Raw genomic sequence first — 19,656 nt, 5'->3', positions numbered from 1 at the left:
AACTCGCTGGGCCGGCCCGCCCCCCGCCGCTCTTAGGCGCTGTTTTGCACCATGTTTCGGCCCTGTAGCCCGGGCAACTACACCCCCTGTGTGTGTGGGGGGGCGGGGGGGCCCCCCCCCGCCCCCCCCGGCAGTACCCCCGTACCCGGCCGTACGTCCGAGGAGCAGCGCATGAAGGCCGCCGTCGTCCGCGATTTCACCGCACCGCTGGTCGTCGAGGACCACCCGGTACCCGAGCCGGCCGCGCACCAGGTCCGGGTCCGGATCGAGGCCTCCGGCCTCTGCCACACCGACATCCACGCCGCCCACGGCGACTGGCCGGTCAAGCCCAGCCCGCCGTTCGTGCCCGGGCACGAGGGCGTCGGCATCGTCGAGGCGGCCGGCAACCTGGTCCGGCACGTCCGGGTGGGCGAGCGGGTCGCCATCCCCTGGCTCGCGGACGCCTGCGGGCGCTGCGACCACTGCGTCTCCGGCTGGGAGACCCTCTGCCTCCAGCAGCACAACAGCGGCTACTCGGTGGACGGCGCCTACGCCGAGTACGCCCTCGCGCACGGCGACTACGTCGTCCCCGTCCCCGACGGCATCGACCCGCTGGACGCCGCGCCGCTGTCCTGCGCGGGCGTCACCACCTACAAGGCGCTCAAGGTCTCCGGCGCCGGGCCCGGCACCCGGGTGCTGGTCTCCGGCATCGGCGGGCTCGGCCACCTGGCGCTCCAGTACGCCCGGCTCTTCGGCGCCGAGACCATCGCCGTCGACGTCACCGACGACAAACTCGCCCTGGCCCGCGACCTCGGCGCCGACCACGTCCTCGACGCCCGCACCCAGGACGTCGCTGCCGAGGTCCAGGCCCTCGGCGGCGCCCACGCCGCGATCGCCCTCGCCGTCAGCAACGCCTCCTTCCAGGCCGCGTACGGCGCCCTGCGCCGCGGCGGCACCCTCGTCCTGGTCGCCCTCCCGGCCGGCGGCAAGCTCGAACTGCCCGTCTTCGAGACGGTGTTGAACGGCACCAAGGTGATCGGCTCGATCGTCGGCACCCGCGAGGACCTCGCCGAGGTCTTCCGGCTGCACGCCCTCGGCCGCACCCGGGTGATCCGCGAGACCCGCCGCCTCGACGACGTGAACGCCTGCTTCGACGAGGTGCTGAGCGGCAAGGTCTCCGCCCGCCTGGTCTTCGACCTGCGCTGACGGCCCCCCGGACCGTCACCCGGCCGGTCAATTCGGCGGCGCGCCCGGCCGGGCGGCGGGCACGATGCCCGGATGCCGCCACTGCTGCACACCGCCGCCCGCCCCGGTTCGTCCGGGTGGGGTTGCAGTTGCGTCTCCGTTCCGTTCGGCGTGGGTACGAAGTGGCCGGCGGTCCGGGATCGTGGGGGCAACCACTCGTACGGCAGGGGGAGTTGCCATGGGGGACGGCCGGGGGGCGGCACCGGATGCGGTGGCGGCGGCACTGCTGGGCGACGGGCCGCACCAGGCGGTGGCCGATGTCGTGCGGGCGCGGCTGCGGATGGTGCCGGAGGGCGCCGGGGCGCTCGCGGCGGCGCAGGCGCGCCCGGGGGACGCGCAGGCGCGGGCGCTGCTGGCCGCCGCCGTCGCGCACCTGCTGGCCACGGACCCGGCGTTCGCGCAGTACCTGGCCACCACCGCGCTCGGGAAGCCGGGCGATCCACCGACCGTCCAACTGCGGAGCGAGCCCGGCACCGTGCAGCTGCGGGTCGGCCCGCCGACCGCACCGCCGCCGAAGGGCCCGAGCACCGTTCAGCTGCGGACCGGCCCCGCGGCCGCCCGCGCCCGGGCGCTCGCCGCCCGGCGGAGCAGCGCCGGGATCGTGGCGGCGCTCGTCCTGGTGCTGATCGCCGCGCTGGTCGCGCTCGGCGTCCACCTGGGCTCGCGCCCGCTGCTGAAGCCGGGCGGGCCCGGGCTGGCGCACGCCGCGCAGCCGCTGGGCGACCCGGTGCTGGTCCAGGGCGTGCTGCCCGACGAGGGGGCGATGCCGCGCGGGTGGCGGGTGCAGCGCGGGCCGGAGTCGGGGACGGGCCCGACCGACGCGGTGCCGTGCCTGCTGCCGGACGCCTGCGACCAGCAACTCGCCTCCGCCAGTGTGACGTTCGGCGCCGCTTCGGTGCAGACCGTGGAGTTCGACGTGGTCGCCTTCGCCTCCCCCGAGGCGGCCGCCAAGGCCTTCGACAGCGCACTCGAACGCACCGGCGGCGTGGAGGCGACGGCGGTGGCGATCCCGCGGATCGGCGACCGGAGCGCTACCCGGACCGTCGGTTCGTCGTCGGCGGTGGCGCTGGTCCAGGTCGGCGGCGTGCTGCTCCTGGTGCGGGACGACGGGCCGGGCGCCGCCCTGACCGCGCCCGGGCTGACGGTGTTCGCCCGACTGCTCGCCGACCGCGCCCACCAGGCCCAGGAGGGCCGCACTCCCGACGCCTCCGCCCGGGGGGCGACGAGCTGACGGTCGGCGCCCCCCCGGCGCCCGGAGCGGGCGGGGAGCCGGGTCGTCGCCCGAATGCATGTATCGCTCCCTTGACTGGCGTCACGGACGCGCCATACTGGCCTCACTCCCCGCTCGCACAACGAGGTGCCCGCCCATGGAGCTCTCACCCTCCGCGCACGTGGACACGTTCTGCCGAGACCATCTCCCACCCTTCGAGCAATGGCCCGAACTCCTCTTCGAACTGCCGGAGTTGGCCTATCCCGACCGCCTGAACTGCGCCGCCGCCCTGCTCGACGACACCATCGAGCGCCTCGGCCCCGACCGGCCCTGCCTGCTCACCCCCACCGAACGGTGGTCCTACGGCGAACTGCGCGACCACGCCGACCGGATCGCCCGTCTGCTGACCGAGGACCTCGGCCTCGCCACCGGCAACCGGGTCCTGCTGCGCGGCCCCAACACCCCCTGGCTGGCGGCCTGTTGGCTGGGCGTACTGAAGGCCGGCGGGGTCGCCGTCACCACCATGCCGCTGCTGCGCGCCGCCGAGCTGACCGAACTGCACGGCATCGCCCGGCCCGTCCTCGCCCTGTGCGACCACCGCTTCCTGGACGAGCTGCACCGGGCACGGACCCCCGGACTGCGCGTCCTCGGCTACGGCGGCCCCGGCGCCGAGGACCTCACCGCCCGCTGCGCCGCCAAGGCCGCCCGTTTCCCGGCCGTCCCGACCGCCGCCGACGACGTCGCGCTGATCGCCTTCACCTCCGGCACCACCGGCCGCCCCAAGGCCACCCTGCACTTCCACCGCGACGTGCTCGCCATCGCCGACACCTTCTCCCGCCACCTGCTCCGCCCCACCCCCGAGGACCTCTTCGCCGGAACCCCGCCGCTCGGCTTCACCTTCGGCCTCGGCGGCCTGCTGGTCTTCCCGCTGCGGGCGGGCGCCGCCGGCCTGCTGCTGGAGCACGCCACCCCGGAGCAGCTCGCCGAGCAGGTGCGCCGGCACCGGGTGAGCGTGCTGTTCACCGCGCCGACCGCCTACCGGGCCATCCTGGCCGCCGGGCTGGCGGACCGGCTCTCCGGGGTGCGGCACTGCGTCTCGGCGGGCGAGCCGCTGCCCGCCGCCGTCTGGCGGGCCTTCCACGAGGCCACCGGACAGCGGTTGATCGACGGCATCGGCGCCACCGAAATGCTGCACGTGTTCGTCTCGGCCGCCGGCGGGGACATCCGGCCCGGTTCCACCGGCCGGCCCGTCCCCGGCTTCCGGGCCGCGGTCCTGGACGGGCAGGGCCGTCCGGTGCCGGACGGCGAACCCGGGATGCTGGCGGTCAAGGGCCCGACCGGCTGCCGCTACCTGGACGACGAGCGCCAGCTGGACTACGTCCGCGGCGGCTGGAACCTCACCGGCGACACCTACGTCCGGGACCGCGACGGCTACTTCTGGTTCCGGGCCCGCAACGACGACATGATCGTCTCGGCCGGCTACAACATCGCCGGGCCCGAGGTCGAGCAGGCGCTCGCCACCCACCCCGACGTGGCCGACTGCGCGGTGGTCGGCGCGCCGGACGAGCGGCGCGGCACGGTGGTCAAGGCGTACGTGGTGCTGCGCCCGGGCGTCCCGGAGGGGCCGGAGACGGCGCGCGGGCTCCAGGAGCACGTCAAGCGCGCCATCGCACCGTACAAGTACCCGCGGGCGGTCGAGTTCGTGCCCGGGCTGCCGCGCACCGCGACCGGCAAGCTGCACCGCGCCGAGCTGCGCCGACGGGCCGCGCCGACCCCGGCCAGCGTCACCGTCGAGCGCCGGGTGGAGTGGTTCGACACCGACGCCGCCGGGCACTACCACTTCTCCGCCGTGCAGCGCTGGGCCGAGGCGGCGGAGGCGGCCCTGCTGCGCCGGCTCGGACTGGCCGACCTGTTCGGGCGGATCCCCCGGGTGCACTTCGAGGCCGACTACCGCGAACGGCTCTGGTTCGGCGACCTGGTCCGCACCGAGCTGCGGGTGGTCCGGGTCGGCGGCTCCTCGCTGCACTACGCCTTCGAGGTGCACGGCCCGCACGGGCTGGCCGCGAAGGGGCGGATGTCGGTGGTGCACTCCGCACCGCACGACGGGGGCGCCGAGCCGTGGCCCTCACAGGTCCGCCGCACGCTGGCGGAGGCCGGGCCGCAGCGCCCGGAGGTGGCCGCGTGAGCCCCGGGACGGCCGCCGGCGCCGGGGCGACCGTCGGCCCCGGGCCGTCCGCCGGTCCCGGGGCGATCACCGCCCCCGAGGCGGCCGCATGAGCACCGCACGGGACCGTACCCGGATCGCCGTGATCGGCGGCGGCCCGGGCGGGCTCTACTTCGCCGCCCTGGCCAAGCAGCTGGCGCCCGACCGGGAGCTCACCGTCTTCGAACGGGACGGCCGGGACGACGAGTTCGGCTTCGGCGTGGTCTTCTCCGACGAGACCCTGGACGGCATCGCGCACGCCGACCCGCACGTCTTCGCCGCGATCAGCGCCGAGTTCGCCCGCTGGAGCGACATCGACATCCGCTTCGCGGGCGAGGTGCGCACCAGCGGCGGCCACGGCTTCGCCGCCCTGGACCGCAACCGGCTGCGCGCCGTCCTGCAACGGCGCTGCGCCGAGCTGGCGGTGGACGTGCGCTACCGGACCCCCGCCCCGCCCGTGGACCGGTTGGCCGCCGAGTACGACCTGGTGGTGGCCGCCGACGGCATCCGCTCCGGCACCCGGGCCGCCTTCCCGGAGAGCTTCCGCCCCGATCTGGACGAGCGCCACTGCCGCTACATGTGGCTCGCCACGGACAAGGTCTTCGAGGCCTTCACCTTCATCGTCGAGCGGTTCGACTTCGGCGTCCTCCAGGTGCACGCCTACCCGTACAGCGCCACCCGCTCGACCTTCATCGTCGAGGCGGCCGCGGACGCCTGGCGCCGCGCGGGCTTCGAGGCCCTCGCCGCACGGGAACCGGCGCGCGGCGAGAGCGATCTGGCGAGCGTGCGTCGCTGCGCGGAGCTGCTCGCCGGGCACCTGGACGGCCACCGGCTGATCCCCAACGCCTCCCGCTGGATCCGCTTCACCACGGTGCGCAACGCGAGCTGGCGCCACCGCAACGTGGTCCTGCTCGGCGACGCCGCGCACTCCGCGCACTTCTCGATCGGCTCGGGCACCAAGCTCGCCCTGGAGGACGCCCTCGCCCTGGCCGCAGCGCTGAGCGAAAAGCCCACCCTGGACGAGGCGTTGGCCGGTTACGAGGCCGAGCGGCGCCCGGTGGTGGAGTCCACCCAGCGTGCCGCGCAGGCGAGTCTGGAGTGGTTCGAGACCATCGGGCGGCGGACCGGGCAGGACGCCGACCGGTTCGCCTTCAACCTGCTCACCCGCAGCCGGCGGGTCACCTACGGCAATCTGCGGGCCCGCGACCCCGCCTTCGTGGACGCCGTGGACACCGCCTTCGGCGGCTCTCCCGGAGTGCCGCCGATGTTCCGGCCGCTGAAGCTGGGCGCACTGGAACTGCGCAACCGCGTCGTGGTGCCGCCGCTCGCCACCTTCACCTCCCCCGACGCGCTGCCCAGTGGCTTCGACCGGGCCCAGCTGACCGGGCACGCGCTCGGCGGCGCGGGGCTGGTGCTCGCCGGGATGACCGCGGTCGGCCCCGAGGGCCGGGCCACCGACCGCTGCCCGGGCCTGTGGACCGACCACCAGGAGGCCGCCTGGCACCAACTCGTCGGCGCTGTCCGGGCGGTGAGCGACACCCCGCTCGGCATCCAGCTGACCCACGCCGGCCGCCGGGGCGCGACCACCGCCCCCGGGCCGGACGGCATCGGCCGCCCGCTCACCGAAGGCTGGCCGCTGATCGCCCCCTCGGCCCTGCCCTGGGACGCCGACAGCCCCGTTCCGCACGAGGCGAACGAAATCCAACTGGCCGCCGTCACCGCGGACTTCGCAGCCTCCGCCGAGCGGGCCGCGCGGGCCGGCTTCGACGTGCTGGAGCTCCAGTTCGGCCACGGCCACCTGCTCTCCTCCTTCCTCTCCCCGCTCACCAACCGCCGCACCGACCGCTACGGCGGCCCGCTGGCCCACCGGCTGCGGCTGCCGCTGGAGGTGCTGACGGCGGTACGGGCCGTCTGGCCGGCCGGCCGCCCGCTGCTGGTGCGGATCTCGGCGAGCGACTGGGCGCCCGGCGGCACCACCGAGGAGGAGGCGGTGGCGATCTGCCGCGCGCTCGCCGGGGCCGGGGCGGACGCGCTGGACGTCTCCACCGGCGAGGTGGTGGCGCACCAGCGGCCGCCGTACGGGCGCGGCTACCAGACGCCCTTCGCCGAGCTGGTCCGCGCCGCCACCGGCCTGCCGACCATCGCGGTCGGCGCGATCTCCGGGTTCGACGACGCCGACTCCGTGCTGCTGGCCGGGCGGGCCGACCTGGTCGCGGTCGGCCGCGCCCAGCTGTACGACCCGCTCTGGACCCTGCACGCCGCCGCCGAGCGGGGCCACACCGGGCCGGGCGCCCGCTGGCCCGGGCCGTGGACGGCGGGCAGCCGCAAGCCGCCGGGCCCGAACGCCGACCGGGTCGCCCCGCGCCTGCACCTGCTGCGCGAGCCGCCCGCGCCCGTCCACCGCCGCTGGTCACCGCCCCTTCCTTCCGACACCGCCGAGGAGTGACGAGGAGCCATGCCCCACCTGCCCCGCTTCACCGCCGCCGCCGTCCAGGCCGCCCCGGTCTACCTGGACCCGGCCGCCACCGTCGACAAGGCCGTCGCGCTGATCCACGAGGCGGCCGGGCACGGCGCCGAACTGGTGGTCTTCCCCGAGGTCTTCGTGCCCGGCTACCCGTACTGGAACTGGACGATGAACCCGGTGCAGGGCTCGCCCTGGTTCGAGCGCCTGTACCGGGCCGCCGTCGACGTCCCCGGCCCGTACGTCGACACCCTGCGGGCCGCCGCCCGGCAGGCCGGCGTGGTACTGGTGATCGGGATCAACGAACGCGGCGGACCCGGCCTCGGACTGCTGTACAACACCCTGCTGATCATCGACGCGGACGGCGAACTCCTCAGCATCCACCGCAAGTTGATGCCGACCTGGGCCGAAAAACTGACCTGGGGCCAGGGCGACGGGAGCACCCTCGCGGTGCACCCCACCGCCGTCGGCCCGCTCGGCGCGCTGGCCTGCGGCGAGAACACCAACCCGCTGGCCCGCTTCACCCTGCTGGCCCAGGGCGAACTGGTCCACGCCGCCTGCTACATCGCGCTGCCGGTGGGCCCGGAGGACTACGACATGGCGGACTCGATCGCGCTGCGCACCGCCGCGCACTGCTTCGAGGGCAAGGTGTTCTCCGTCGTCTCCTGTTCCACCCTCTCGCCCGGGATGGTGGACCTGATCGCCGGCGACGACCCGCAGGTCCGCAAGCAGCTCGCCCGCCCGCACAGCGCCCTGTCCGGGATCTTCGGTCCGGACGGCCGCCCCGTCACCGAACCACTGGTGGACGAGGAGGGCATCGTCTACGCCGAGATCGACCTCGGCCGCTGCATCCAGCCCAAGCAGATGCACGACATCGTCGGGCACTACAACCGCTTCGACGTCTTCCGGCTGCACGTGGACAACCGCCCGCTGCGGCCGCTGACGCTCCCCGAGGAGGAGGCATGACCAGCCCCGAGGGCACCCCTGGCCACAACGCTCACGACGACGACCGGATCGGCCGGTCCCGGGTCACCGACAGCCCCGAGCTGCTGACCTACTACAAGGAGTTGGCCGAGCACGAGGCGGGCGCCCTGTGGACGGTCGCGAACGAGATCGAACCCTGGTACCCGCAGCCGAAGTCCGTCCCGGTGCTCTGGCGCTACGCCGACCTCCGCCCGCTGGTGCGCAAGGCGCTGCCGCTGGTGAAGGCCGACGACGCCGGCCGCCGGGTGGTGATGCTGGTGAACCCCGGCCGCCGCGAACTGAGCGCCGCCGTCGGCCTGTTGTACACCGGCCTGCAGATCATGGGGCCCGGCGAGGCGATGACGGCGCACCGCCACCAGGCCTCCGCGCTGCGCTTCGTCCACGAGGGCACCGGTGCCTGGACCGTCGTGGACGGACAGAAGCTGAAGGTCGGCCCGCGCGACTTCGCGATCACCCCGAACAACACCTGGCACGAGCACGGCAACGAGGCCGACGACGCCCCGGTGATCTGGCAGGACGGCCTGGACATCCCGCTGGTCAACACCCTCGACGCCAACTTCTACGAGGTCCACCCGGAGCTGTACCAGCGACCGGGGCCGGTCATCGGCTCCTCGCTGCTCAGCTACGGCGGCAACCTGCTGCCGTACGGCGTCGAGAAGTGGAGCAGGCCGTACTCTCCGCTGCTCGGCTGGCCCTGGGAGCCCAGCTACCACGCGCTGCGCCGGCTCGCCCGCGCCAGCGAGGGATCGCCCTACGACGGCGTGATCATGGAGTACACCAACCCGGTCACCGGCGGCCCGGTGATGCCGACCATGTCCGCCCACCTGCAACTGCTGCGCCCGGGCCAGGCCACCCGCGCTCACCGGCACACCGGCTCGGTGGTGTACACCGCGGCCAAGGGACGCGGCGCCTCGGTGATCGCCGGACAGCGCTTCGCATGGCGGCAGGGCGACATCTTCGTCGTCCCGTCCTGGGCCTGGCACGAGCACGAGAACCTCGACCGGGGCGAGGACGCCTGCCTGTTCTCCTTCAACGACTTCCCGGTGATGCACGCGCTCGGCCTCCACCGCGAGGAGGCCCACCCGGACGGGCAGCAGCCCACCGTCACCACCGCCTGACCAGGAGCCCCACCACCATGCACCTGCTGACCTTCCGCACCGACGACGCCGACCCCGCCGGCCGCACCGAGGACGACGGCCGTGACGACACCCCGCGCCTCGGCGCCCGGATCGACGGCGACCGGGTCGTCGACCTGACCGCCCTCGCCACCGCCGCCGGGGCCCGACTGCCCCCCGACCTCCTCGGGTTGATCCGAGCCGGAGAGCCGGCCCTGGCCACCGTCCGCGACCTGCTGGCCGGGGCCCCGGCCGGCCGGCCGATCGCCGAGGTCTCGCTGTGCGCGCCACTGCGCCCCGGCAAGATCGTCGGCGTCGGCCTCAACTACGTGGAGCACGTGGCCGAGTCGCACCGCACCCTGGACACCGACCGCGAACTGCCCGACCGGCCGGTGCTGTTCGGCAAGCCCTCGACCGCCGTCACCGGCCCGGGCGGCCCCATCCTGCACAACGCCGACCTCACCAAGCAGCTCGACTGGGAGTGCGAACTCGCCGTGGTGATCGGCGCACCGGCCTTCCGGGTGGCCGAGGCGGACGCGCTGCGGCACGTGTTCGGCTACAGCATCGTCAACGACATCAGTGCCCGGGACCAGCGCCGCTCCGGCCAGTGGTTCTTCTCCAAGGGCCAGGACAGCTACGCGCCGTTCGGCCCGGTCGTGGTGACCGCCGACGAGATCCCCGACCCGCAGCGGCTCGACCTCTCGCTGAAGGTCAACGGCGAGCTGCGGCAGGACTCCAACACCCGCCACATGCTGTTCGGCGTCGCCCGGCTGATCGCCGACATCTCCTCCGGCGTCACCCTGGAACCGGGCGACGTGATCTCCACCGGTTCCCCCTCGGGCGTCGGCGCCGGGATGGTGCCGCCGCAGTTCCTCCGGCCCGGCGACCTGGTCGAGGCCACCATCGAGCGGATCGGCACGCTCGCCAACCCGGTGATCGACGCCCGCTGACCCGCCCCGGACCGGAAAGGACCGTCCACCCGATGCCCACCTACCGGATCGGCCAGATCGTCCCGAGCTCCAACGTCACCATGGAGACCGAGGTCCCCGCCCTGCTGCGGGCCCGCGAGGCGGTCGCCCCCGAGCGGTTCACCTTCCACTCCAGCCGGATGCGGATGACCAGGGTCACCCCCGAACAACTGCGCGCCATGGACGCCGAGTCCGACCGCTGCGCCGCCGAACTGTCGGACGCCCGGGTGGACGTGATCGGCTACGCCTGCCTCGTCGCCGTGATGGCCACCGGCCCCGGCTACCACCGGCAGGCCGAACGGCGGCTGCACCTGCGCACCGTCCAGAACGGCGCCCCCGCGCCCGTGGTCACCAGCGCCGGCGCGCTCGTCGCCGGGCTGCACGAACTCGGGGCCGCGAAGGTCGCCATGGTCACCCCGTACCTGCGGCCGCTGGCCCGGACGGTGGTCGACTACCTCGCCGCCGAGGGCATCGAGGTGCTCGACCACGCCGCCCTGGAGATCGCCGACAACCTCGACGTCGCCGCCCACGACCCGGCCCTGCTGCCCGCCATCGCCCGCGGTCTCGCCCACGCCGAGGCGGACGCGGTGGTGCTCTCGGCCTGCGTGCAACTGCCCTCGCTGTCCGCGGTCGAGGAGGCCGAGCAGCAGTTGGGCAAGCCGGTGGTCTCGGCGGCCGTCTGCACCACCCACCAGCTCCTGCGGGCCCTCGGCCTGCCCGCCTTCGCGCCCGGCGCCGGACACCTGCTCTCCGGTGCCTACGCGTAGCCTCCCGGGCGCCTTGGAACCGCAGGATTCCGCGCCCTCGGACCGGCACTCTCGTTATGATCGCCACCACCACCGGGGAGGAGGGCCCGCGCATGTCCGAGAACACGTCCCGGCCGAGCTCCCTGATCCACACCGTCTACGGCGAGTTCGTCCGCCGCCTCGGCGGCTGGATATCCATCGCCGACCTGATCGCGCTGCTGGCCGAGCTGGACGTCGACGGCCCGGCCGTCCGCTCGGCGATCTCGCGGTTGAAGAAGGCCGGCACCCTGCTCCAGGAGCGGCGCGCCGGCACGGGGTACCGGCTCGCGCTCGCGATGGAGCCGGTCTTCGAGGAGGGCGACCGGCGGATCTTCCACAGCCTGGAGCCGGCCGAACTCGCCGACGGCTGGGTGGTGGCGGTCTTCTCGGTGCCCGAGTCCGCCCGCGCCCACCGCCACCAGCTGCGCTCCCGGCTGAGCTGGCTGGGCTTCGGCAACGCCGCCCCAGGGGTCTGGCTGGCACCGGCCCGGCTGCTGCCGGACGCCCGTCGGCTGCTGGACCGGCTCGGGCTGAGCGCCTACGTCCATCTGTTCCTCTCCGCCGAGTACGCCGGCTTCGCCGATCTCCGTACGGCAGTGGCGAGTTGGTGGGACCTCCCGGCGATCGAGGCGCAGTACGGGGCCTTCGCCGACGCCTGGCACCCGGCCGCCGAGGAGCTGCGCGGACGGTCTCCGGTCGACCCGGCCGAGGCCTTCCGCGACTACGTGCCGATGCTCACCCGGTGGCGCCGGCTGCCGTACCTGGATCCGGGGCTGCCCGCGCCGCTGCTGCCCGCCGACTGGAACGCGGTACCGGCGCGCGCGGTGTTCACCGAGCTGCACGGACTGCTCGCCGAGCCCAGCCTCCGGTACGTCGAGAAGGTCACCGGACTGTCCCGCCCCCAGGAGCCGCAATGACCGACCCCACCGATCCGGCGATCCGCCCCGCCTCCGCCGTTCCGGCGGCCAGCCCCGCCCCCGCCGACCTGCTGATCCGCGCCGCCACCGTGCACACCCTGGTGCCCGGCGAGCCGCCCCGGCGGGCGGTCGCCGTCACCGGTGGCCGGATCACCGCGCTCTCCGCCGCGCCCGACGGACTGGACGCCCTGATCGGCCCGGGCACCGAGGTGGTGGACGCCCCGGACTCGACCGTGCTGCCCGCCTTCGACGACACCCACACCCACCTGGTCCTGGCCGGACACAGCGTCCACGGCGTGCCCGTCCACCGGGCCCGCGACCTCGCCGGATTCCTCGGCCTGATCCGCGAACGCGCCGCCCGCACCCCCGCCGGGGAGTGGATCCGCACCACGGTCAACTGGCAGGAGGTCCTGCTGACCGAGCAACGGATGCCCACCACCGGGGAGTTGGACACGGCCACCGCCGAACACCCGGTGCTGGTGCGCCGCGGCGCGTACAACATGGTGCTCAACTCGGCCGCGCTGCGGCTGGCCGGGATCACCGACGCCACCGAGGCGCCGCCGGGCGGCGTGATCGAGCGCGACGAGCACGGGCGGCTCACCGGCCGGCTGATCAACCGGGCGGTCGAGCTGGTCGAGCGGGTGCTGCCGCACCCGACCCCCACGGAGCGGATCGAGGGACTGCGCGCCGCCTCCGCCGACTTCGCCGCCACCGGGATCGGCACCGTCCGCGACTGCCGGGTCCCGGCCGAGGACCTCGACGTCCTGGACGCCGCCCGGGCCGAGGGCGCCCTGGCCGTCCGGGTCCGCGCGCTGGTCTCCGGCTTCGCCGCCCGCACGCCGGCCCAGGTGGACGCACTGCTGGACCGGATGGACGACTGGCGGGCGGCCGGCCGGGACGACGACCGACTGCGGCTCTGGGGCGTCAAGTTCGGGATCGACGGCGGCTTCGAGGCCGGCGCGGTGGAGGAGCCGTACCAGGGGCAGCCCTGCTACCACGGCCGGCTGCTCTGGGAGCCGGACGAGCTGCTCGCGGCGGTGGAGCGGGTGGTCGGGCGGGGCCGGCGGGTCGGCGTGCACGCCTGGGGCGACCGCGGGCTGCGGGTCCTGCTGGACGTCTTCGAGCAGGTGGTCGAGCGCCACCCCGGCCTGCCGCCGGGCACCCTGGTGGTCGAGCACGGCGGCCTGGCCCGCCCCGAGCAGCGGGCGCGGGCGATCGCGCTGGGCATCCCGGTGACGGTCCAGCACCCGCTGCTGCACGACGGCGCGCTCACCCAGCAGCGGGCCTGGGGCGAGGAGCGCACCGCCGCGCTCTTCCCGCTGCGCGAGTGGCTGGACGAGGGCGCGCTGATCACCGGCGGCTCGGACTTCCCGGTCGGCCCGTACGGCGCGATGGTGTCGGTGTGGGGCATGACCACCCGGGACACCACGGCCGGGGTGGTCGGCCCGGAGCACGCGATCGGCCGGTCCGAGGCGGTCGCGCTGCACACCGTGAACGCCGCCCGGCTGACCGGCGAGAGCGCGGTGCGCGGCAGCCTGCGGCCGGGGGCGTTCGCCGACCTCACGGTGTGGCCGGTCGATCCGCTGGATCCGTCGGCCTGCCCGGTGGACGCGCTGCGCGAGCTGCGCCCCGCCCGTACGGTGATCGACGGCCTTACCACGCACCGTGCCTGACGGTCCGTCAGGCCGCGGCGAGCTCCCGCAGGTCGATGCCGCGGTGCAGCGCGCGCAGGTCCTCGTGCAGCGTGGACGGCGGAACGGCGAGCACCCCGCAGCGGGCCCGGTTCACACAGCGCCGGGCGATCGAGCGGCGCGTCAGCCCGCGCAGCCTGACCCGCAGGCCGCCCTGCTCGCCGGTGCTGACCACCAGCAGGTCGCCCGGGCGGTCGGCCAGCCCGGTCAGCACCGTCGCGACCTCGCCGCGCACGACCAGCGGCTGCACCGGCACGCCGATCGGCAGTCCGCCGAAGGCCTGCTCCAGCGCGCTCTCCATCCGCGCCTCGGCGAGTTCCTGCCAGGCGCGCAGCAGCGGCGGGCAGGGCCGGGCGCGGTAGCTGCGCTCACCGCCGACCGGCGTCCAGGCGAGCACCGGCACCAGGACGGCCCCCCGGGCCCGAGCCTCCTCGGCCGCCCGGTGCAGGGCGGTCAGGCTGTGCAGTGAACCGCTGACTCCGACGATGACGCGGGCGCCGTCCGACATGATCCTTCACTTTCCGATGCCAAAACTCTTCAATGTCTGCGATTAGATTGCCACATCCCTCTTTTGGCCTGCAAATCGAAGGCATTCACTGAATATCACCTTGCATCGCCCGGCATATCCATGCCCTGGCCGCCACTCGGACGGACCTCCTGGAGCAACCCCCAGGTGAAGTCGGCCTCGAACGGGCGCAGCCGTCCATCGGCATCCGGGACCGCGAAGTCCAGCCGGAACCTGGTCGGCGCACTGCCCTCGCGCGGCACCGCGGACGGAAACGCGGCCCCGACGTCGCCCACCACGCAGCTCCACGGCGCGAGATCGGCCGGCGTGCGCAGCGCGGGCACCGGGGAGCCCGCCGCCCGCACCAGCCACTCGTTCAGCAGCGGCCCACCGGTCTCAGCCGGGCCGAGCAGGATCTCGAAGCGCAACTCGGGCCAGAGCGGCAGCGCCCACTGGCGCGCCACGCAGTCGAGATCCCCGATCCGACGCGGCACACTCGCCCCGGCCGGTCCGAGCACGGCCGCGTACCGGGCCGCGCCGCGCGGGAAGCCGGGCGCGCGGACCATCGCCTGCCAGCGCTTGTTGGCCTCCCGCATCGAGGCCCGGGTGGCGCCGAGCCGCCGCACCGCCCCCTCCACCAGCCCGGGCTGGAAATCGGCCATCCGACGCAGCAGCACCAGCTGGAACTCGGTGACCCCGAAGCCGTTGATCGCCATGTCCGAAGCCTAAACGGGAGCGGGGAACCGGCCGCTAGACCCTACTCGGAGGATCGGCGCTCGGAGCCTCCCGTCTACCGGTCGCCCGTGCCGCCTGACAACGGTCTCCGGCCACCGCCGGACGAAGCTGCGCCGAACGGACGCCCCCGCCGACCGTCGATCGCCGTAGCGGCCCTCCTCCACCGCCGGGGAACACGCCCTGGCGTCGCAGGCCCGGCGAAGATCCACAAGGCGAGGCCCGAAACCCTCCAGTCATTCGAGCACATGTTCGAATCGAGGCGTACGCTGACCCCATGCACGGCACCGTCCACCTCCAGCCCTCGCTGTTCGACGACGCGGACCGCGGCGGCCTCCGCCTCGGCCCGCTCACCGGCCTGCGGCGGCAGCCGCTCGGCGACGGCGCCTGGCTGGACCTGCTCCCGGGCTGGCTGCACGGAGCCGACGAGCTGTTCGAACAACTGGCCGCCGAGGTGCCGTGGCGGGCCGAGCAGCGCGAGATGTACGAACGGACGGTCGACGTCCCGCGCCTGCTGGCCTCCTACCCCGCGCAGGCCGAACCGCCGCACCCGGTGCTCGGCCTGGCCCGGACGGCGCTGAGCCGGCACTACGCCCAGGAGCTGGGCGAGCCGTTCCGCACCCTCGGCCTGTGCTACTACCGGGACGGCCGGGACAGCGTGGCCTGGCATGGCGACCGGATCGGGCGCGGCGCCCGCGAGGACACCATGGTGGCGATCCTCTCCGTCGGCGAGCCGCGCACCCTGGCGCTGCGGCCCCGGTCCGGCGGCGGGCCGGTCGTCCGCCACCCGCTCGGGCACGGGGACCTGGTCGTGATGGGCGGCTCCTGCCAGCGCACCTGGGAGCACGCGATCCCCAAGACGGCCCGCCCGGTGGGCCCTCGGATCAGCGTCCAGTTCCGGCCGCACGGAGTGTCCTGATCCCCCGCTTGCCGCGCACCCGACGGGCGCGGAGGCTGGCGGGTGGGGCCGGTGGCGACGAACACCGAACGCCGAACACCGAACACCGAACGCCGGGCACCGGGCACCGGGCACCGGGCACCGGGCCCGCCAGGAGGGTCGCATGCCGAAACCGGGCAACTACCGCGCCGGGGTGCCGTGCTGGGTCGTTCTCACCACGCCGGACACCGCACGGGCAGAGGCCTTCTACGGCGCGCTGTTCGACTGGGAGTTCGTTCCGACCGGCCCCGCCGAGGCGGTCGCCACCCGGTACGGCGCCCAGGTCGCGGCCGTCGAACGGGCCCGGCCGACCGACCCGCCCGCCACCTGGACCACCTTCCTCGCCTGCCCCGATCCGTCGCGCACCCTCGCCGCGGTCCGGGCCGCCGGCGGCCGCCTCGCCCGTGAGCCGTACGAGGTGCCCGAGCAGGGCCGAGCCGCGCTCGCCGTCGACCCGCTCGGCGCCCGCTTCGGACTCTGGCAGGTCGGCACCATCGACGGCGCCGGCCTGGTCGACGAACCGGGCGCGCTCGCCTGGAACGAGCACCTCTCCCCCGCCCCCGACGCCGCCCGGGCCTTCTACCACCGGGTCCTCGGCTACGGCTACGACCGGCCACGGGAGGGACACACCCTCGCCCGGGTGGCCGGCCTGCCCGCGTGCAGCATCGGTCCCGCCGGCCCGGGCGCGGAGGCGCGCTGGCTGGTCCACTTCGCGACCGGGGACACCGACCGTACGGCCGACCGGCTGCGCGCCCTCGGCGGCACGGTCGTCACCGGTCCGGCGCCGGCGCCGTTCGGCCGCACCGCGCTGGTCCGGGACGACGCCGGCGCGGAGTTCGTGCTGGTCGCCGTCCCGACCCGGGACTCCGCGGCGGCGGCCTGAGCCCGCCCCGGCCGAACCCGCCACCGATCCACCCGTCCGCGCACCCGCACACCCGCACACCCGCACACCCGGACCCGGAGCGTCCCCCTCCAACCCGTCAAGTTGCCTTCCTGGCAAGACCGTTCGGCACACTCACCGGATTCCCGAGGACGACCGACCCGCCGAACCCGCTGTCCGTTGCGACCGCTACCGTGCTGCCATGAGTTCCTTCCTGCGCGCGTACCTGGTCGACCCCGCGGAGCTCCGTGTCCGCGTCGGCAGCGGCAACGACGGGGCGCTCGACGAGGCCCTCGCATACTTCGGCCCGTCCCTGGACAGGTCCGACGAGCACTTCGCCGACGAGATCGCGCAGGGCGCGCCGACCGCCCTGGAGGCGCTGCGCGCCGTGGTGCACGGCGGCCCCTTCTCCGCGGACGCGGACCACGCCTTCCAGTACGGCTACGCGTACCGGCGGCTGTGCTGGCTCGTCGGGCAGCCCCTGGAGGTCGACTCCTTCGGACCCTTCCGGGGCAACTGGCTGGAGGTGGTCGACGACGGCCTGAAGGCGTACGGGATCACGGCCGTCTCGGTCGCGGACTTCCAGTACGGCGGCGGCCTTCCCGCCGAACTGCCGTCCTGCGACGTGCCGTCCTGCAGCACCTGGCCGGCCGAGGACTGCCGGAGGGCGCTGGAGCAGTTCGAACGGGCCGAGCGCGAGGGCCGCGCCCCGGCGCCGGAGCGCGAGGTGGCCGAGGCCGTCGCGGAGGTCGTCGGCTGGCTCCGGCTCGCGCAGCGCCGGAGGGGTGCCGACGTCGTCGGCTTCGTCTCCTGAACCGCCGGCCTCCTGACCTCCCGACCGGCTGAGCCGCTCGGGCCCGGACGGCCGGGGGAGTCCCGCCGACGGCGGGACTCCCGGGTGCGCGGCCTCGGCGGACGTCAGTCCTTCACCGCGCCGGCCAGTCCGGAGACCAGCTTGCGCTGCACCGCGATGAAGAAGATCAGCACCGGCACGGTCATCAGCGTGGACGCCGCCATGATGCCGCCCCAGTCGTTCTCGTCCGGCTTGAAGAAGACCAGCAGCGCCGAGGGCAGCGTCTGGTTCTGGGTGGCGCTGATGATGAAGGTCTTGGCGAAGACGAAGTCGTTCCACGCCGCGATGAAGGAGAACACGCTGGTCGCGGCGAGTCCCGGCGCCACCAGCGGCAGCAGGATCCGCCACAGGATGCGGGTCCGGCCCGCCCCGTCGATCTGCGCCGCCTCCTCGATCGAGACCGGGACGGCCGCGACGAAGCCGCGCATCATCCAGATCCCGAACGGCAGCGAGAACGCCAGCTGCACCAGGACCAGCGAGGCCAGGGTGTTCAGCCCCACGCCCGGGGCGAACCGCCCGGCGTCGCGGAACATGAAGAACAGCGGGATGGTCAGCGCTTCGACCGGGATCATCTGGGCGATCAGGAACATCACCATGATGGTGGTCCGGAACTTGAAGCGGAACCTGGTCACGGCCACCGCCGCCAGGAAGACCACGATCGCCGACAGCACCACCACCGACAGCGCGACCACCAGGCTGTTCACGAAGTAGCGGCCGAATCCGTCGACGCTGAGCACCTGCCGGAAGCTCTCCAGCGTGGGATGGGCGGTCCACGGCCTGGGGTCGAGGGACTGGATCTCGCCCTTGGGCTTGAAGGCCGAGAGCACCATCCAGAAGATCGGGAACGCGGTGACCACGGCCAGCACGATCGCACCGGTGTTGGCGGCCAGCCGCCAGCGGCCCCGGGCGTTCCGGCCGCGGGTGCTCCGACCACGGGGGTTCCGGCCGCGGGCGTTGCCGGCCGGCTTCACGGCGGCCGGCTTCACGGCGGCCGGGGAGGAGTTCGCCGGGCTCACAGTTCGTTCCCCGTCCGTCGCAGCGTGCGGATGTACAGGACCGTCGGGATCACCAGGATCAGCAGCATGATCACGCCGATCGCCGCGCCCAGCCCGTACTGCGAGGAGGCGAACGCCTTCTGGTACGCGTACACGTTGAGCACCAGGTTCTGGCCGGCGATGCCGCCGCCCTCGGTCATCACATAGATCTGGGTGAAAACCTTGAAGTCCCAGATCACCGACTGGATGACCACGATGGTCAGGATCGGCCGCAGCATCGGCGCGGTGATCCGGCGGAAGGTGGTCCAGGTGTTGGCGCCGTCCAGGGCGGCCGCCTCCATGATCTCCTCCGGGATCGCCCGGATGCCCGCGTAGAGGGTGACCATCACGAACGGGTAGGAGTGCCACACCACCACGGCGCCGACGATCAGGAACGCCGTCCACTTGTCGTAGAACCAGTTGAACTCGTGGAAGCCGGAGAGTCCGAGCCCCTCCAGGGTGTGGTTGACCAGACCGAGGTTGGTGTCGAACAGGAAGCTCCACACCGTCGAACCGGTCATCGCCGGCGCCGCCCAGGCGGCCATCGCCGCGGTGGTCAGCACCAGCCGCGGCCACCGGCCGACCTTGGTGAGCAGCACCGCGAGGGTGGCGCCGACGGCCAGGGTGGCGACCACGCAGAACGCGGCGAAGCCGATGGTCTGGAACAGCACCGTCCAGAACTGCTCGTCCTCCAGGATCTTCGTGTAGTTGCCGAAGCCGACGAAGGAGGTCGGGACGCCGCCGGAGGCCTGGGCCTGCCCGAAGTCGAGGACGGACAGCAGGCCCAGCTGGTAGATCGGGTAGGCGACCAGCGGGATCAGGATGACCGCGGCCGGCAGGAGCAGCAGCAGCGGGGGCCGCCGGCGCCGGCCGCCCGGGGGTGCGGCCGGCGCCTTTCCCCCACGGCGCCTCTGCGGGGAAGGCGGCGCCGGGGCGGTCGAGGTGGATACGGACACGTGCGGGACCTGCTCTCTGAGACGAACCGGGAGGGGGGCCGTCCGTGCGCGGCCGGTGGCCGACGGTGCGGTGTGCCTGCGGCCGACGGTGCGGTGCCGGCGGCTCGGGGCCTGCGGCGGCGCGGTTCGGGTCTCGGCGGTCGGGGGGCGCGGGCGGTGGGTCGGCGGGGCTGGCGGCCCGCCGGCGGTGCGCGGGGTAGG

General features: G+C 74.4%; 17 protein-coding genes and 1 pseudogene. 14 read left to right on the top strand and 4 right to left on the bottom strand.

Going from position 1 to position 19,656, the window contains the following annotated elements:
• The first annotated feature begins 171 nt into the window (after positions 1 to 171).
• The 11 genes and pseudogenes from adhP to ACFVHV_RS20110 all read left to right on the top strand — a co-directional run bounded on the left by adhP (position 172) and on the right by ACFVHV_RS20110 (position 13,540).
• The gene (gene adhP / locus ACFVHV_RS20160) at positions 172 to 1,185 is read left to right on the top strand and encodes an alcohol dehydrogenase AdhP (RefSeq protein ID WP_359907603.1); all 1,014 of its coding nucleotides are present in this window, start codon (positions 172 to 174) and stop codon (positions 1,183 to 1,185) included.
• 217 nt (positions 1,186 to 1,402) lie between these two features.
• A complete protein-coding gene (locus tag ACFVHV_RS20155) occupies positions 1,403 to 2,455 on the top strand; it encodes a hypothetical protein (RefSeq protein WP_359907600.1) in 1,053 nt (350 codons plus the stop codon).
• 136 nt (positions 2,456 to 2,591) lie between these two features.
• Positions 2,592 to 4,202 (top strand): annotated as a pseudogene (locus ACFVHV_RS20150) (AMP-binding protein); the annotation flags it as partial.
• Between the two features lie 33 nt (positions 4,203 to 4,235).
• Entirely contained in the window at positions 4,236 to 4,619 is a 384-nt protein-coding gene (locus tag ACFVHV_RS20145; protein WP_359907613.1) for a thioesterase family protein, read from the top strand.
• Positions 4,620 to 4,707: 88 nt separating this feature from the next.
• Positions 4,708 to 7,083 carry an FAD-dependent monooxygenase gene (locus ACFVHV_RS20140; protein WP_380352477.1) on the top strand — a complete coding sequence of 792 codons (2,376 nt, stop codon included), beginning with the start codon at positions 4,708 to 4,710 and terminating at the stop codon, positions 7,081 to 7,083.
• Positions 7,084 to 7,092: 9 nt separating this feature from the next.
• Positions 7,093 to 8,064 (top strand): carbon-nitrogen hydrolase family protein, encoded by a 972-nt coding sequence (locus ACFVHV_RS20135; RefSeq protein WP_380352475.1) that lies wholly within the window; start codon positions 7,093 to 7,095, stop codon positions 8,062 to 8,064.
• Complete coding sequence (locus ACFVHV_RS20130; RefSeq protein ID WP_359907592.1) at positions 8,061 to 9,200, top strand: cupin domain-containing protein; 1,140 nt, start codon at positions 8,061 to 8,063, stop codon at positions 9,198 to 9,200. Before ACFVHV_RS20135 ends, ACFVHV_RS20130 begins: the two co-directional genes overlap by 4 nt.
• 17 nt (positions 9,201 to 9,217) lie before the next feature.
• Positions 9,218 to 10,147 carry a fumarylacetoacetate hydrolase family protein gene (locus ACFVHV_RS20125; RefSeq protein WP_380352474.1) on the top strand — a complete coding sequence of 310 codons (930 nt, stop codon included), beginning with the start codon at positions 9,218 to 9,220 and terminating at the stop codon, positions 10,145 to 10,147.
• Between the two features lie 32 nt (positions 10,148 to 10,179).
• Entirely contained in the window at positions 10,180 to 10,932 is a 753-nt protein-coding gene (locus ACFVHV_RS20120) for an Asp/Glu racemase (protein ID WP_380352472.1), read from the top strand.
• 92 nt (positions 10,933 to 11,024) lie between these two features.
• Positions 11,025 to 11,867 (top strand): PaaX family transcriptional regulator C-terminal domain-containing protein, encoded by an 843-nt coding sequence (locus ACFVHV_RS20115; protein ID WP_359907583.1) that lies wholly within the window; start codon positions 11,025 to 11,027, stop codon positions 11,865 to 11,867.
• Positions 11,864 to 13,540, top strand: a complete 1,677-nt coding sequence (locus ACFVHV_RS20110; protein WP_380352470.1) for an amidohydrolase — start codon at positions 11,864 to 11,866, stop codon at positions 13,538 to 13,540. Before ACFVHV_RS20115 ends, ACFVHV_RS20110 begins: the two co-directional genes overlap by 4 nt.
• 7 nt (positions 13,541 to 13,547) lie before the next feature.
• Here ACFVHV_RS20110 and ACFVHV_RS20105 read toward each other — a convergent pair whose 3' ends face one another.
• Both ACFVHV_RS20105 and ACFVHV_RS20100 read right to left on the bottom strand, forming a co-directional pair.
• A complete protein-coding gene (locus ACFVHV_RS20105) occupies positions 13,548 to 14,066 on the bottom strand; it encodes a universal stress protein (protein WP_359907577.1) in 519 nt (172 codons plus the stop codon).
• A gap of 95 nt (positions 14,067 to 14,161) precedes the next feature.
• The gene (locus tag ACFVHV_RS20100) at positions 14,162 to 14,779 is read right to left on the bottom strand and encodes a hypothetical protein (protein WP_359907575.1); all 618 of its coding nucleotides are present in this window, start codon (positions 14,777 to 14,779) and stop codon (positions 14,162 to 14,164) included.
• 293 nt (positions 14,780 to 15,072) lie between these two features.
• On the opposite strand from ACFVHV_RS20100, the gene ACFVHV_RS20095 reads away from it, so the two are divergent.
• From ACFVHV_RS20095 to ACFVHV_RS20085, 3 genes are all read left to right on the top strand, one after another.
• Positions 15,073 to 15,714: an alpha-ketoglutarate-dependent dioxygenase AlkB gene (locus tag ACFVHV_RS20095; protein ID WP_359907573.1), complete on the top strand. Its 642-nt coding sequence runs from the start codon at positions 15,073 to 15,075 to the stop codon at positions 15,712 to 15,714.
• A gap of 142 nt (positions 15,715 to 15,856) precedes the next feature.
• Positions 15,857 to 16,615 (top strand): VOC family protein, encoded by a 759-nt coding sequence (locus ACFVHV_RS20090; protein WP_380352468.1) that lies wholly within the window; start codon positions 15,857 to 15,859, stop codon positions 16,613 to 16,615.
• Positions 16,616 to 16,814: 199 nt separating this feature from the next.
• Complete coding sequence (locus ACFVHV_RS20085) at positions 16,815 to 17,426, top strand: hypothetical protein (protein ID WP_359907567.1); 612 nt, start codon at positions 16,815 to 16,817, stop codon at positions 17,424 to 17,426.
• Positions 17,427 to 17,530: 104 nt separating this feature from the next.
• On the opposite strand, the gene ACFVHV_RS20080 is transcribed toward ACFVHV_RS20085, so the two are convergent.
• Positions 17,531 to 18,355, bottom strand: coding sequence for a carbohydrate ABC transporter permease (locus ACFVHV_RS20080; protein ID WP_359907610.1), 825 nt, complete (start codon positions 18,353 to 18,355; stop codon positions 17,531 to 17,533).
• A 122-nt stretch (positions 18,356 to 18,477) separates the two neighbouring features.
• The gene (locus ACFVHV_RS20075) at positions 18,478 to 19,455 is read right to left on the bottom strand and encodes a sugar ABC transporter permease (RefSeq protein WP_359907564.1); all 978 of its coding nucleotides are present in this window, start codon (positions 19,453 to 19,455) and stop codon (positions 18,478 to 18,480) included.
• Positions 19,456 to 19,656: the final 201 nt, after the last annotated feature.

This window comes from Kitasatospora sp. NPDC127116 (assembly GCF_042677365.1).
In the GTDB taxonomy this organism is placed as follows: Bacteria; Actinomycetota; Actinomycetes; order Streptomycetales; family Streptomycetaceae; genus Kitasatospora; species Kitasatospora lactacystinica.
Note: the sequence above shows the minus strand (reverse complement) of the source record. Positions and strands in the feature narration are given on the sequence as shown.

Bases quoted from the DNA above. Each gene is read 5' to 3' on its own strand.
- ACFVHV_RS20155 (WP_359907600.1), top strand. From the start codon at position 1,403: ATGGGGGACGGCCGGGGGGCGGCACCGGATGCGGTGGCGGCGGCACTG.
- ACFVHV_RS20130 (WP_359907592.1), top strand. From the start codon at position 8,061: ATGACCAGCCCCGAGGGCACCCCTGGCCACAACGCTCACGACGACGAC.
- ACFVHV_RS20115 (WP_359907583.1), top strand. From the start codon at position 11,025: ATGTCCGAGAACACGTCCCGGCCGAGCTCCCTGATCCACACCGTCTAC.
- ACFVHV_RS20100 (WP_359907575.1), bottom strand. From the start codon at position 14,779: ATGGCGATCAACGGCTTCGGGGTCACCGAGTTCCAGCTGGTGCTGCTG.
- ACFVHV_RS20140 (WP_380352477.1), top strand. From the start codon at position 4,708: ATGAGCACCGCACGGGACCGTACCCGGATCGCCGTGATCGGCGGCGGC.
- adhP (WP_359907603.1), top strand. From the start codon at position 172: ATGAAGGCCGCCGTCGTCCGCGATTTCACCGCACCGCTGGTCGTCGAG.
- ACFVHV_RS20090 (WP_380352468.1), top strand. From the start codon at position 15,857: ATGCCGAAACCGGGCAACTACCGCGCCGGGGTGCCGTGCTGGGTCGTT.
- ACFVHV_RS20120 (WP_380352472.1), top strand. From the start codon at position 10,180: ATGCCCACCTACCGGATCGGCCAGATCGTCCCGAGCTCCAACGTCACC.
- ACFVHV_RS20135 (WP_380352475.1), top strand. From the start codon at position 7,093: ATGCCCCACCTGCCCCGCTTCACCGCCGCCGCCGTCCAGGCCGCCCCG.
- ACFVHV_RS20110 (WP_380352470.1), top strand. From the start codon at position 11,864: ATGACCGACCCCACCGATCCGGCGATCCGCCCCGCCTCCGCCGTTCCG.
- ACFVHV_RS20105 (WP_359907577.1), bottom strand. From the start codon at position 14,066: ATGTCGGACGGCGCCCGCGTCATCGTCGGAGTCAGCGGTTCACTGCAC.
- ACFVHV_RS20125 (WP_380352474.1), top strand. From the start codon at position 9,218: ATGCACCTGCTGACCTTCCGCACCGACGACGCCGACCCCGCCGGCCGC.
- ACFVHV_RS20085 (WP_359907567.1), top strand. From the start codon at position 16,815: ATGAGTTCCTTCCTGCGCGCGTACCTGGTCGACCCCGCGGAGCTCCGT.
- ACFVHV_RS20095 (WP_359907573.1), top strand. From the start codon at position 15,073: ATGCACGGCACCGTCCACCTCCAGCCCTCGCTGTTCGACGACGCGGAC.